At 38.9% G+C, this 14,780-nt stretch carries 13 protein-coding genes; all 13 read right to left on the bottom strand.

What is annotated here, in order from left to right; genetic code table 11:
• Nucleotides 1-1,613: hypothetical protein (locus HOD97_03525; GenBank protein MBT4280671.1), on the bottom strand; the 1,613-nt coding region annotated here is incomplete at its 3' end.
• Nucleotides 1,614-1,664: 51 nt separating this feature from the next.
• Nucleotides 1,665-2,690, bottom strand: a complete 1,026-nt coding sequence (locus HOD97_03520; GenBank protein ID MBT4280670.1) for a glycosyltransferase — start codon at nucleotides 2,688-2,690, stop codon at nucleotides 1,665-1,667.
• 55 nt (nucleotides 2,691-2,745) lie between these two features.
• Nucleotides 2,746-3,678 carry a glycosyltransferase family 2 protein gene (locus HOD97_03515; protein ID MBT4280669.1) on the bottom strand — a complete coding sequence of 311 codons (933 nt, stop codon included), beginning with the start codon at nucleotides 3,676-3,678 and terminating at the stop codon, nucleotides 2,746-2,748.
• The gene (locus HOD97_03510; GenBank protein MBT4280668.1) at nucleotides 3,679-4,260 is read right to left on the bottom strand and encodes a hypothetical protein; all 582 of its coding nucleotides are present in this window, start codon (nucleotides 4,258-4,260) and stop codon (nucleotides 3,679-3,681) included.
• A gap of 58 nt (nucleotides 4,261-4,318) precedes the next feature.
• Nucleotides 4,319-5,920, bottom strand: coding sequence for a tetratricopeptide repeat protein (locus tag HOD97_03505; GenBank protein ID MBT4280667.1), 1,602 nt, complete (start codon nucleotides 5,918-5,920; stop codon nucleotides 4,319-4,321).
• The gene (locus HOD97_03500) at nucleotides 5,910-7,670 is read right to left on the bottom strand and encodes a GGDEF domain-containing protein (GenBank protein ID MBT4280666.1); all 1,761 of its coding nucleotides are present in this window, start codon (nucleotides 7,668-7,670) and stop codon (nucleotides 5,910-5,912) included. The genes HOD97_03505 and HOD97_03500 overlap by 11 nt, the downstream gene beginning before the upstream one ends.
• Before the next feature lie 73 nt (nucleotides 7,671-7,743).
• The gene (locus tag HOD97_03495) at nucleotides 7,744-8,286 is read right to left on the bottom strand and encodes a hypothetical protein (GenBank protein ID MBT4280665.1); all 543 of its coding nucleotides are present in this window, start codon (nucleotides 8,284-8,286) and stop codon (nucleotides 7,744-7,746) included.
• 11 nt (nucleotides 8,287-8,297) lie between these two features.
• Nucleotides 8,298-8,870 (bottom strand): sigma-70 family RNA polymerase sigma factor, encoded by a 573-nt coding sequence (locus HOD97_03490; GenBank protein ID MBT4280664.1) that lies wholly within the window; start codon nucleotides 8,868-8,870, stop codon nucleotides 8,298-8,300.
• A complete protein-coding gene (locus HOD97_03485) occupies nucleotides 8,863-9,870 on the bottom strand; it encodes a hypothetical protein (GenBank protein ID MBT4280663.1) in 1,008 nt (335 codons plus the stop codon). Before HOD97_03485 ends, HOD97_03490 begins: the two co-directional genes overlap by 8 nt.
• On the bottom strand, nucleotides 9,857-11,302 hold the full coding sequence (locus HOD97_03480; protein MBT4280662.1) for a sodium/proline symporter: 1,446 nt from the start codon (nucleotides 11,300-11,302) through the stop codon (nucleotides 9,857-9,859). The genes HOD97_03485 and HOD97_03480 overlap by 14 nt, the downstream gene beginning before the upstream one ends.
• A gap of 1 nt (nucleotide 11,303) precedes the next feature.
• Nucleotides 11,304-12,068 carry an undecaprenyl-diphosphate phosphatase gene (locus tag HOD97_03475; protein ID MBT4280661.1) on the bottom strand — a complete coding sequence of 255 codons (765 nt, stop codon included), beginning with the start codon at nucleotides 12,066-12,068 and terminating at the stop codon, nucleotides 11,304-11,306.
• A gap of 152 nt (nucleotides 12,069-12,220) precedes the next feature.
• Nucleotides 12,221-12,898: a polyphenol oxidase family protein gene (locus tag HOD97_03470; protein MBT4280660.1), complete on the bottom strand. Its 678-nt coding sequence runs from the start codon at nucleotides 12,896-12,898 to the stop codon at nucleotides 12,221-12,223.
• 15 nt (nucleotides 12,899-12,913) lie between these two features.
• Complete coding sequence (locus HOD97_03465) at nucleotides 12,914-14,707, bottom strand: amino acid ABC transporter substrate-binding protein (protein MBT4280659.1); 1,794 nt, start codon at nucleotides 14,705-14,707, stop codon at nucleotides 12,914-12,916.
• Nucleotides 14,708-14,780: the final 73 nt, after the last annotated feature.

Here is a 14,780-nt window from a genome sequence, read left to right as displayed (position 1 = left end):
GTTCCATGTTGATTCAGTAAAAATTTATCTGTATCGGTTTTCCGAAAATGTTTTCTTTCGAGTTTATTCAAATTGACAAATTGAGCCGGCTTTCGCATTTGAACAGAAATAAGATCCAAACTCATGATTACCGTGAGCATAATAACAATTCCCAATCTGGAAATTTTGGTCATCATTACTGCAAAAATCGATCCGATAGAAATACCTGCAATTCCAATATATCGGTAAAGATCATTCAATAAAAATTCGCGTCTTATTGATACGATCATTGCCTCCACATCGGCATTGTATTGCTCACCTAATTTCAGATATGAAAACTGGAAGTCTCCAAGCCATACAAAAAGCCCTAAAAATGCGCACAATCCCGCAACTGTGAAAATAGATTTACGGTGATCCATGGACACTTTTTCATAAACAGACTGCAATCCCAACGTTGCCAGAAAACATACGATAAACCCAGTTAGTGTTATACTCATCATCGGGGCACGAAAATTTTGGAAATAAGGTAAATAATTGAAAAATATCCGATAGAAGCCATCCAAATGGCGGCCAAAAGACAATAGAATAAAAAAGAGAGCACAAACTGACATTCCAACAATCATTGATCGATGGCGATACCAAATCAACCCGAACAGCGCTAAAATTAAAATGACAGGTCCAAAGTATTCATAAGATTGTGTAAACGGCATATTTCCCCAATACCCCGGAATGACCCTGCCTTTAAGTTGTTTATAATCATCCCCTTTGTAAGTCTCAGATGACATTCCGCCCTCAAACCTCGGAATGGCCCAAGCGACAAGCGCGGACGGATGGGTGGACCACTGTGTGGCTGAACTGAAATCGAGGCCTTTTTTCTTTTCCACCTCTTCTGATTTCTTGGATAAATCCGCTGTATGGGCGCCGCGCGCAGAATAAGGAAGATATTCTCCCGCAAGAAATAATGGCTGTGCGGCAAGCATCAACGCTAAAAAGATACTTCCGAAAAGAAAACCCGTACTCTTCAGAAATCGGTTCCATTCACATTTTAGTAAATCCTTAATCAGCGGAGTTACACCAATGGCAAAAATTAGGATTGCTGTATAAAATATAATTTGATAATGTTGTGTTCGAATCTGGTTTCCGAACGCAACCGCGAAAAATGCTGCTCCTAAAAGGCTCCTGGTATCGAAAAAATATCGAGCTGCGTATACCACCCACGGAATTGCCATCACAGCGCGAAACTTAGTTGCATGTCCTTCAATCCAAAGTGATTGATAATGTGGCAGTAGCGTAAACGCCAAGGCGCCTGCAAACGAAACGATAGGAGAAATTCCCATGTAGCGCATGAGAAAAAAGAAACCAAACGATCCTACCAAATACCAAATAAATGCAGTACCAAAAAATCTCTGGAATACATTAACCATCGTATCAATGGAAGGCGTTTGTGGATTAAATCGAAAATATATTGGCTGACCCGAAAACATATTGGGATTCCAAAGCGCTTTTTCTCCCGTTTCTTTTGCAAATTCTGAAATCTGTTTAGATTGCCCCTTTGATGCCACTACATCCACGCCTTGTGGAATTAATCCGTCAAGTACCATTGGTTTTAACAACACTGCATGGATAGTTATCAACAGTAAGCCGAGTAAAATTGTTTGATTTTTTATGCTAATTGAAAACATGGGTTATTTATAATATTGTTTAACAAAACCTGTCATAGATCCACGACCGAGAATAACTCTGTTTATAAATGCCCAGATGAATCCAAGTCCGTATCCGCCAATTTGAATCGGAATAATGATGGGTAAAATAATCATTACTCCAATGCTTGATCGTTTTATCCCGCCTAAAATTGAAAGCGAGCCCAATGCACCAAGAATAGAAAGAAACAAAAAAGAAAAATAGGGTACACCGATGACAAACCCTGCAATGATTGATAAACCCGCGGTCAAAGCGACCGAAGGCAATAGATGAATTGGCTCCAGCAATTGTTTGTCAATTTTATAGAGGTTTACCCTTGCAACTCCCCAGTTAAAGACTTGTTTGAAAAACTGTCTGATGCCCGTACGTCGGCGATGATAAACAACAGCATCTTTAATAAACCTGATTTCTGCGCCGCTTCGCCGAATACGATTACTCATTTCAATATCTTGTCCATGCCTTAGCGGTCCAAATCCACCGACTTTTTCATATACTTCTCTCGTCATTCCCATATTGTGGGTCCTCGGGAAAAACTTGGCGAGCATTTTTTCACTGTGTCCGCGCATTCCACCTGTTGTAAAGAAAGATGTCATGGCAAAATCTATCGCCTTTTGAACGACAGAAAAATCTGCTTTTGAGGCATCAGGACCTCCACAAGCACCAAATGGATTCTGAGTAAATTCAGTGTAAATCTTCTCAACCCATTTAGGATCTGCTTCACAATCTGAATCAATGAATAGAATCAAGTCACCTGAAGATTGTTTAAGTCCATGATTCCTTGCAGCGCCGGGACCTTGATTTTCCTGCGAAATGAAATGAATCGGATAGTCTACTTTTTCGCGCCACTTCCGAACAACATCTTCCGTGTTATCTGTGGATCCGTCATCAGAAATAATATGCTCAAACTGAGAATGATCCAGCGTTTGGTCTTGGATAGACCGAATAAGGTAATCCACTTCTTCGGCACGATTAAACGCCGGAGTAATGATGGATATTACTGGATTTTCCATTCAGGTATTTCTATTGATATTTCATATTGAGGAATACGGGATAAATTCAGGCAAATCAGCCGACTATATTTTTAACCCGGTCTTCTTTCCCCTGCTGGCCGGCAACTATCATTTCGGCTATCAATCCAATGGAAAAAAACCATAATCCCAAGACAAATACCATGGCCCCAAAAACAATAAGAGCAAAATGCTGTTGGAACGGAATCCCATTTACAAGTTTATCATAGACTGTAAACATTTCGCATCCTGTTGCGATAAGAATACAAAATAACCCAAAAAATCCAAATAAATGCAACGGACGCTGGGTATATCGGTTTAAAAATAAAATAGTCAATAAATCAAAAAACCCATGAAAAAGACGTCCACCGCCATATTTGGTTTCTCCATGAATTCGTGGACGATGATTTACAATAATTTCGGATACCTTAAAATTTTTCTGCCCGGCAAGTGCAGGAATATAACGGTGACGACCGCCATAAATATCCAGCGTCTTCACAACAGCATTTTTATACATTTTTATTCCACAATTGAAATCATGAATCTTTACGCCCGTCATAAGTCGTGTAACAAAATTGAAAAATCTTGATGGCATGGTTTTCCCGAGTGGGTCTTTTCGATCTTTTTTCCATCCGGAAACCAAATCAAATCCTTCTTCAAGTTTAGTAATAAAATTTGGGATTTCAGCAGGATCATCCTGAAGATCCGCATCCATGGTCATCACATAATCTCCGGTAGCAAGTTTAAATCCTTCTGCCAATGCAGCAGCCTTGCCGTAATTTCTGTGGAAATGGACCGCTTTGGTTGAAGCATTTTGATTTGACAATTCATCTAATATTTTTTCTGAACCATCAAAACTTCCATCATTCATATACAGAATTTCGTACGAGTAACGATTTTCAAGTATATTTTCAAGTTGCGCCTGAAGCTCCTTCAATGAATCTACTTCATTAAAGACGGGGATTATAATTGTGATTGATTTTTGCATAATTTACGCTGGTGAAGCTAATGGAACTGATTCTGGGATTTTTCTTTCTAAACGTGGATAAGTAGCATTCATTTCTCTTTCCTTAATTTTTATTGTAACCCGATAATTTTCCTCTGTTGATTCAAGCACAACCTTATAAAGAAGCGACCCATATTCAGTCCTCTTTGAATCGAAACTAATGCTTGCTGAAGTACTTTCAAACCTGAATTCCTTGTTTACTGTTCTCCCTAAATAATTAGATGGAATCGATCCCCAAAGCACCTGAAAAAAATCCGATGGCGACATAAGTTTTATAAAGGGAAGTGCGGTAAATATGCCATCTTTGTTATACCGTTTATTGCGTACCATATCCCATGCGGAAACCGATTTATTTTTCATTAAAATAAATAATGATTTTCTTCCAAGTAAATCATAAAACTGGATATAGCCGGAATTCCCATCTGCTGAAAACTCATAACTTAGTTTCCCTTTTACAATTCCATCTGATTCCACAGATCCTTTTCCTCTGCACGAATTATACTTGCGAATCAAATCATCAATCGGAACGGTTTCTAAAACAGTTTCGGTTTCAGAAAAACTTGACATTATTGAGCTACAATCTGAAAAAATAAACATTGCAACAACAAGAACTAATAGTTGGATGTTATTCAGAGAACGCCTTCTCTTTCAGCCGTTCATTTTTTTGATCTAATTCATAGGCTTTTTTGTAATAATTAACCGCCTCGGAAAACCGACTGTCAGAAATCAAAATATCTCCCAAATGCTCCAATACTACTGCGTTTGTATTTTCTATCTCAACAGATTCCTGAATATATTTCAAGGCAAAGTCTAATTGCCCTAATTTAAAATATATCCAACCAATCGTGTCTAAATATGCTGAATTACCCGGCTCAAGTGCGATGGCCTTTTTTGAAAGTTCTAAAGCTTTATCCAATTGAACTTCTCTCTCGACCAAGCTGTAGGCATAATTATTCAAGGCTTGAACATCAGTTTTATCTGATGAAATCAATGCTTCGTACAACGAATCAGATTCAATCCATCGCTGTTGAGCATCATACATTATTGCTAGTGTGTGCTGCACTCCTTTTGATTCAGGATAAATATTCAATGCTCTAAGCAAGTAATGTTCTGCCTGTTTTTCTAAAGATAAAGAATGATATGAAGTTCCGAGGAGATACTGAATGGAATAATTATCATTAAATTTTTCTGCTACCGGTAACAAGACTTCAATGGCATCATCATCGTTATTTTGGTTTACCGCAACAAGTGCACGATTGATATATCCACCGGGTTCATTTCCATAATTTTCAATAAACTCATTGGAATACTTAAATGCAGAATCATACTCACTCGCTTCCAAATATATTGAGGTTAGTAACGAAACAACATCCGACGTAAGTCCAAATTCCTGTTTAATTTGGTTTAAAATGTTTTTGGACTCTTCAGATTTATTCATTCTATAATACAAGTTAGCCATTTGGGTTAGCCGTTTTTCTGATGACCCAAATCTAGAATTGGCATCTTGTAATATTACAATTCCGTCTTCTTCCCTATTATTAATAATTACAAGATCCACAAACGCATTGAGGTAGCTTTGATTCGCCCCATCAACAAGAAGTAACTTTGCAAATACATCTTGAGCTTTTTCTAAATCTTTTAATCTTAATGCCAATTGGGCAGCATGTTCAAGCGCATCCAATCGATCAGGATATTTTTTGTACGCTGATAAATAGGCATTCAAAGCATCGTGAGGGCGTTTCATAATCATATATAGTTCAGCAAGAGCTAAGGAATAATCAGACCGTGTTTCGTCGAGTTGAATTAATTTGATGAACAAGGCCTCGGCTTTGAGATACTTTTTACGGATAACAAATTGATTGGAAAGCATTTCAAGTGCATCTGAGTCGGCAGGATTTAATGTAATGGCTTTTTTTAAATGGCGTTCAGATCGATCTATTTTTCCCAAATTCCAATAACATTCCGCCATCGAAACATGAATTGTACCGGCATTAGGATCTAACTCAATTGCTTCTTGAAGTTCGAGGACAGCCATAGGATAATTTTCCTGATTCATATAAAGTTGGGCATCCATAAAGTGTTTCAGAGCCTGCGGATCCGGTTCAAAATTTTCCGGTTGTATTGATTTATCCTTTTGAGGAGAAGTAGCTGGTGGTGCGCAAGATTGAATGAGCCACCCCAAAATAAAGAGACCGAACCAATGCAATTTGAAATATTTATTCAACATTCGTTTCGTCGTCTTTATTTTTATCACGATCTTTTGAAGGAAAGGAAGGAATTCCATCGGAGGATCCGCCAAAAATTGTCACACCATTTCCGCCTTTCGCCTTGGTTTCATACATAGCTCTATCTGCTTTTTCAATTAAATCTTTAATCTGGTCCGCATCAGTTGGGAATTCTGACATACCTGCACTAATTGTTAATGTGGTTTCAATTCCATCTTTAGAAAACGCATAATCTCCGATGGAATCCACAATCCTTTTTGAAACCGGGAGCGCGCTATGTTTGTCGGTATTTATAAGAAGAATGGCAAATTCTTCTCCTCCATATCGTCCCACAATATCAATTGTACGAACGCTTTTTTTAATAAGATCCGAAACAGTTTTCAGAACATAATCTCCGTATAAATGACCATAAGAATCGTTGACTCGCTTAAATTTATCAAGATCCAACATCACCAACGTCATGTGCTGATTAAATCGAGATGCACGACTTATTTCTACTTCAAACTGGTCTTTAAATGCAGCGTGGTTTAATAATTTTGTAAGTCCATCATGAATGGCACTTTGGTGAAGTTCTTGATATTCTTCTATCCAAGACAGAATTCCTTCCAAATTAATTGCAAAAAATTCTAATAAATGCTGGTCAGTTTTTGAAAATCCCTTGGTCGAAAGTTGTTCTAATGCCAAGGATCCGCGGGTTTCGCCATTGATTTTAATAGGCACTGCTAAAATAGACATGAAATGAAAATCATTTGAGTCTCCGGGTTTAAATCGTCCGCTATCTTGATAATCATTTTCCCAATACGAAGAATTGATAGTTGTTGCTTCCCTAATAGGGCGTCCGTGAAGAGTTGTTTGGATATTGAACGTTTTACCGGCATTCATATCGTCGGTCATTCCATCCACTAATTTCACCGTTGCTTCATTGGAATCTTTTTCCAAAACTGAAAGGGTAAGTTTATCGTACGAAAACAGTGACCTGCATAAATTGTTAATTCCGTCCCAAAGATGATCATCATCGGGGCGAATATCAATAGACGATACCATTTGAGCAATCCGTTCAAAAAAGTAACTGTCCATAGAGAGTTTTTCAATTTTTTCAATTTGGTCCATCCCATCCGAAAAAAGTTTGGATAAACTCAAAATAATTTGACTGTCTTTTTCATGATATTCGGAAAAATGTTCTGTGTAAACCAAGATGCAACCAACAGGAATATTTCGAAAAAATATCGCACTCCCGATCAATGTTTCACTCCCTCTCCAAGGTTTTTCATTTAGAAGAGAAACCCATGCATCACCTGCATCTTTCTTTTGGATTACAATACCTGAGCTACTTGTTCTGATCGATTGGAGGATTTCGTTATTTTCCTGGACTTCTGACTTGAATATTGACCCGGATGATTTTTGTAAGGTAAATGCATGTTTCCCCGGACTTAGGATAAATATAGCTGATTGATAATTGGTGTTTATGGATTGAATGGTTTTAGAAATAAGGTCAACTAACCCATCGTAATGCAGCCCCACTTCAGTTTGGATAGCATCGTTAACAGTCTCTGGCGACGATCGACTAAGCAAGAATCCGATATTTTTTAATTTTATCCCGGGAAAAGCCGCTAGAAAAAGCCCGATTAAAACTGCTAGAAATAAGAATATTTTTACGATAATAAAATATGGGGATACCGGATCCGGTAGAAAAATTACCGGAAAAAGTAAGACTGCAATAAGTACTGCGAGCGTTTTTCTTATAGTATCCATGATTCGATAGCAAAATCCCCGTTGCCAAAAATTACATTAGCGACGGGGATTAATAAATAGAGATTCAGGGAATTTATTGATCTTTTACAAATTGAATTCGATTTTTAAAATTCATCTTTTGATCCGGATCCGTTTCGTCAACATCCAATGAATCATCTTCGGCATCCGCCATCATTTCAGGCGATTTAGCATTTGATTTTAACGGAGGTGGAATTGTTGGATCCTCAGTAAAATAAGATGGCTTTCCATTTTCCCGTATTTCATCAGGCATAAGTTCCATTCCAACGAAAACAAAACTGACGACCAATACCGCCATTAAGCCAGCATAGAGCGGAGTAAACCCTAAAAAAGTGCCGGATTTTCGAACCCGTTGCGGTTGAGCCATTTTAGATCTTTCTTCATCCACGCGCGCCCACAGACGATTTGTGAAATCAGAAGAAGGTTTTACTTTTGGAAGATTGTGAAGGTCATCCATCGTTTTTCGAACAGATGCTACAATAGCTTCTGCTTCGGGATTCGCTTTCATGTAATTCTCAAATTCTTGTTTTTTCGAGAGCGAAAGCGATTGGTCAATGTAGTCAGATATCACACCTTCAAATTCATAACGTTCCATCAATATGTTTTCTCCTATTTTAAATCTTTCAATTCAGTTTGCAATTCCAATCTTCCGCGGTTGATCCGGGATTTTACCGTACCAAGCGGAACGCTAAGAATGTTACTAATTTCTTCATAAGAAAGTTCCTGGATATCCCGTAAAATAATGGCAGTCCTAAAATGGGGTTCCAAATTTTGGATTGCTGCCTGAATCCGTTTTTCAATAAAACTACTTTGAATTCCTTCATCGGTCCCGGCGTCGTCTGAAGGAATTTGAAATTCCATATCTTCAGGACCCAATTTGCTTAGCTGTGTAGTTTTTTGGCGCTTCCTCTTTCGGAGTTCCGTTTTGGCAAGATTTCCGGCAATTGTGTAAATCCAAGTGGAAAATTTGGCAATTTCCTTATAATAATGTTTGTGCGTAAAAAGTTTAACCATGGTATCCTGAACAATATCTTCCGCCTGATCTTCATCATTCACGAATCTGTACACAAAATTCAACAATGGATCTGTATATCGTTTGATTAATTCTGCATAAGCATTTTCATCTCCATTTTGAAACCGTTTAATAAGTTCTTCATCTGTATAGCGAATGGTTTTAGTCATGCGTTGAGAGACCTGTAAAGAGGAAGCGTGTAAGTGCATATTCATGAGAAACGTTGGTTGTCTTTATTTCTTCATCAATTTGGCGAAGAAGCCTGAGATTGCGTTCGATTTCATATTGTTTATATCCTTTCGCAAATTGCGGTAACTTTTTTGTAATGGATGACGATAAACCAGTATAACCCCACTTCATTGGTTTTGTTCCCGATCCCATTTTATGGTACAGGATTTCTTGAAATAAATTCGCTAAAGAATTCAACAATACATGAAATGTCGATTCGCGTATCAACAGATCTTGCCCAATTTGAATAGATTGATCTAAATCTCTTTCACCGACGGCTGTAAGAAATTGCCAGGATTGATATCCCCGCTTCCAACCGGAAAATCTATAAATATCTTTTGCGGTAATTTCCTCCGTTGTATCGAGTCCGATACACACCTTTTCAATTTCATTTGCAACATGATAAAGTGAATCTCCCGCAACTTCAATGACTGCTTGCTTTACATCTTTAGAGATCTGCTCTCTCCCATTTATCTTAAATAAGTAATTTATCCAAACAATCATTTGGGATTCAAAGGGAGTGCCGATATTTATGAAAGCCATTGATTTTTTGAGTTTTGTCGCAAATGCAGATTTATCGCCCCAATCTTCAATAATGATGATTAAACATTTTTCCAATTGCGGATTTTTGATGTAATCCATTATTTCATTTTTGATTTTCGTACTCTTAATGGAAGATGGATTCCGTAAAATAAATAATTGTTTCGATAAAAAAAGATCCGTATCCGTTAACCGGTCAATAATTTCAACATCTTTCATTTCACCCGGCATCATTACAGTTTTTTGAATTTCCCCCTCCGGGAAAAATCCAGATTCGACTTCACCTATAAACGTCTGTTCAAGAAAACAATCATTCCCTAATAGAAGATAAACGGGATCTATAGTTCCACTCTTAACCGCCTTCAAAGCTTGACGGATTTCTACAGAATTATCTTTTGACATTTTTATCCCATAAACTAACACCAACTACTGCCATAAATGCAAAAACAAAACTAACCAATCGTTCGGTAATGATTATCTGAAGCGGCTCGATATTTGCCCAGAGGACGGTCGTCAGAAATCCTGTTAATAACCCGGCAATTACGCCCTTTTTCGTTGTTTTTTTCCACCAGAGCGTCAACACCAATGCCGGTCCAAATGCAGAGCCTAGTCCGCTCCAAGCATAGCTGACTACCGAGAATATATTTTTGTCAACTATTTGCGAATACAAAGCAATTCCGTAAGCAAAAATACCCAGAAAAATAATCGTTATTCTGCTGAGGGTAACCAAGTTTTTTTCAGATAGATTCTTCCCCAAAAATTGATGCACAAAATCTTCAGTTATTGCTGAAGTGGACACCAAAAGCTGCGAATCTGCAGTTGACATCATAGCTGCCACAGCACCTGAAATAAATAATCCGGCAATAACAGCCGGAAGAAGTTCTGTTGCCAAGAACGGCATGGCCAGCTCCACATCCAAATTCGTAAAATGTTCAGGACCGAAATACGCAAGTGCCACTAATCCAATCAGCAAAGAACCTGTCATTCCCGGGATGGTCCACGTAACAGCAATGCGCCGAGCAATTTTTACTTCTTTTACATCACGAATAGCCATATACCGAATTAACAGATGCGGTTGCCCCAAATATCCAAGTCCCCAACTAAGTCCACTCACAATTAAGGCTAAGGCAGCGAATCCTTCCTTACCACCGGTAAATGATGAATGATAAGGTCCTGCAGCGGTGAGACTGTCGGACAATGATTTTGCAGAGTCTCCTGAAATTTCAATAAATCCTGCCAAAGGTAAAATAACCAGGGTTCCAATCATTAGAATTCCTTGAACTAAGTCCGTCCAGGCAACTGCATAAAAACCACCTAAAAGCGTATATCCGGTAATAATTAGAGCGCCTATAGAAATCCCGACCATTGGATCAAGATCAAATATAGAGTGCAGCACTTTCCCGGATGCATGAAATTGTGCCGAAACATAAAACGCAAAAAAGAATGCAATAATTCCAGCGGAAAATAATCGGATGACATTTGATTTATCATTAAATCTTCGGTGGAAAAATTCCGGAAGTGTTAATGCGCCAAACTGTTCGGTTTGTTCTCTTAATCTTTCTGCAATTAAAAACCATGCAGCAATGGATCCGAAGATAATCCCGAGCACGGTCCAAGATTGGCTCAATCCGTAGGTGATTGCAGCGCCCGGCAATGCCAAAATTAACCAAGCAGATTCCCCGGAAGCACGTTCAGAAAATGCGGTCACCCAAGGACCAAGTTTCCGACCGGCAAGCAGATAATCTTCCTGAGTTTTATTAAACCTAAAAGTCCATAACCCCACTCCCACCAAGGAAACGAGGTACAAAATAAAAATGATTGTTGTTATATCCATATTAACTGAATGCCAAAATTAGACCAACAATAAAGCAATACATTCCAAACCAATGAAATTTCCCTTTTTGAAGAATCGCGAGTAACCACTTTAGAGAAACCCATCCAACCAGGAACGAAGTTAGTAATCCTGCAAAAATGATTGAAGAGTCCAATGATATCACCTGATTCTGCACTGTGTCCATCGCTGTAAACAATCCAGCCCCGGCAATAACCGGAATGGCAAGGAAAAATGAAAATTTTGCAGCTTCTTTTGAAGATGCACCAAGAACCAATGCCATTGCGATAGTTGTACCGGAACGGGAAATCCCCGGAACAATTGCTAACGCCTGTGCCATACCGATCACCAATCCTGATAATAGTGTTATTTGCACAGATCGTTTTCGTATCATTCCTGTCAAAAAGAGTACGGATGCAGTAATCATCAATCCCAAAGAAACAATATGAACGCTATCAAAAAATTCTGAAATAGTTTCTTTAAAACCAAATCCAACAAATACAGCGGGTATAGTTCCGGTGATTAAAATGCCAATATATTTTCTTGTTTCAGGATTGCCAATGGAAGTAAGCATATTTATAATTTCTTTATTGAAAACGAAAACAATACTAAGCAATGTTCCGAGATGAACCCAGATTTCGAACGCATTCCCTGGTAATGTAATACCTAGCAAATGTTGACCTATTACCAAGTGTCCACTACTGCTAACCGGTAAAAATTCCGTTACGCCTTGCAAGGCGCCAAGTCCAATGGCTTCTAAGATTGTCATACCAATTTTATGGGGTCGAATTTATAAGACAGAAGTTGGAATTGGAAGTGCTGTACTTAGTGCCAGAAGGAAAAATATTTTACCAGGAGGAAACCCTGTTTTTAAACGCAAATTGAGTAGGGACCAAAATTCGCATTCAAAGAAAAGAAACCCTAACAAAGCCATCCTGCAACGGCAATATGGCGTCCTGCTTTATATCCGTCGCGTCTGTAAGAATGGAAATTTTCTGGATTACATTTGGTACACGTTTTATCATTCATGATATGTTTTTCATCCATTCCCAACTCTGTTAAGTGATGCATCACTACATTCTGAAGATTAAGGAAAGATCGGTCACCCTTCCCCTTCTTTTGAAAAGATTTCGAAAATAATTTTCCTACGTCCGGACCAATTTCAAAACAACAGTGTTGAATAGATGGCCCCAACAGACACCGTAATTTTTTCGGATTAAAAAATGACACTGCTTTTTGAATGATTCCATTTTCAACACCTCTCCAGCCTGCGTGCATGAGACCAAATTGACCTGTATCTGACTCAAGAAAGTATACTGGTATACAATCTGCAACTTGAATTGATAATACACAAGATTCCTTCTCTGAAACCAAGCCGTCTGTATCCTTTGGCAATCCTCCCTTTTTGCAAAATTTTACATGATTTGAATGTGTCTGTTTTGGGATAACCAACTTGGCTGAATCCAAATGCAAAGTGGTAGCAAGAAAAATTCGATCTTTTTCATTGATTTCAGAATCCTGTTTAAGCGAGAAAGCAGCTTTGAACCCCGTTGTATTAAAGTGCGAGGAATAATCTATAAATCGTTGAGAAGAAGTCAATCTGTTTGTTTTGAACTACGGCGCTTCATTTAATCCAGGATAAAGCGAATCACCGATGAAAAACCCCTTAGATAGAAACGCTCGATCGCCATATTCCAGAATGTGTAACCCGGAATTGGTACGATTTCCATCCGTAAAACTGAAGAATGAATCATCCCCGCGGAAGTATTCTAATTCATAAAGACGATCGTATAACGAATTGTCTGAAGAAAATTCACTATTTACAAGAGATTGAAGCAGCTTTCCCAAATCATGTCCCCAAGAAAATGCGGCCCTCGACACACCGTCGCCCAATTCGGATTTTCCATGAACCCTATGCGTTAAAATGGATAATCCATTAAAATGAGGACCGATATTATCCCTGGTCAATATATTGAAATCCAACCAAGCTTCATTCCCAATAACCTTGGTTTCTATATTAAAAACCGGAAACTGATTCGCAACAAATTCCAAATGTCCTGGATGAATCGGCATATAGATTCCTTGAATCGTTGACAAAATAATATCAGAAGAATCTGAGGCGGACATCGTTTCCTGCTTTTCCTCTTCAATGCCAAATATATCTTCGCCATCAACATCAAATAGCAGATCTAAAGAATCTATGGAAAGACCAAAAACATCCAATTGTTTTTCCTCTTTTGGAAGTAATGAAAAGGCTGTTTTGCGAATACGGTTGAATTGTTTGTTTAAATCAGATGGCGTTCCGGAATACCATTCCATTGCCACGACAGATTTTCCCATAGCATCTGCAGTCTGCACAAATGCGTCGGCAAGTGATTTCCCATATTCATCTGCAGGAGCTAACACGGCAAGAGAATCGAGACCTAAAGTTTTCCCTGCGTAAATTGCTGCGTGTCTTCCTTGCATTACCAAATCAGCTTGCATTTGAAACACAGACGAGGACAGGCTCGCTAGATTTTGCTCAATTTGTCCGGGAATGATTAGCGGTTTCCCGGAATTCCCCAATGCCGTCATTGCTAACAAGGAATTTTCGATTGATAAAGGTCCGATGATGGCATCAATATCTTTGCGGGCTGCAAACTCTTTCAATATTTTTACCGTATTAAAACCGTTGCTCCCATTGTCCACAACCACATAGGAAATATTACCATTTTCCGTGGGACCTTCCTCATCCATTCCTGTAATACCCAGCACAAACGCTTTTCCATCGTCTGAATTCGCACCGGTTAAAGGCGCAACAATTGCGATGGTTGCCTGATTCAATCCCGGCTTGTAGGTGGCACGAAGTAAATTTTCGTATAATTCGGAAAATGATTCGGATACCAAATGGGGCTCGACGCTTGCTAGGGATAGGGCGGCGTCATCCGGACGGGCAAGTCGCAGCTCTGCAGCTGCTTTTGAAAGAAATAAGAAAGTTCTGGTTTGAATATCGGACTGTGTGGACAGCAATTCATTGATAACATCCAAACGAGGATTTAGCTGAATTGTTTTTAGAATTCGAATATCTAATTCGTGTATGGAATTCCCGCTATTGGCATGATTGCGAGCAAGGATATAATACCGAAATGCAGAATCAAAAGATCGTTCATTTATGAACAGATCGCCGAACGCCCAATAGACATCACTAAGGTAATCGCTGGTCGGGAATTCGGATAAAAATTGCCTGCCGGCTTCCTTTGCGTCATCCTGCCTGTCCTGCGCCACGAGTGTTTTTACGAGCAACATGCGCGCTGCAGATTCCATTTCGCCGGGACTGTTGTTCAGAATTTTGTTTACCGCCGCTTCGCAAACCGCGTATCTGCCTTTGTTATATTGCGAAACTGCATGGTCCATCTGACGCGATGTCATTTGTTCCGCGAACCATGTTTGGCCTACCAGAATGGATGACAGGAATAATATGGGAAGGAATTTATTCAACGGT

The organism is Candidatus Neomarinimicrobiota bacterium, assembly GCA_018651745.1.
In the GTDB taxonomy this organism is placed as follows: domain Bacteria; phylum Fidelibacterota; class Marinisomatia; order Marinisomatales; family TCS55; genus JAAZYX01.
The sequence above is the reverse complement of the archived record's forward strand: the minus strand, read 5'-3'. Positions and strand labels throughout refer to the sequence as shown.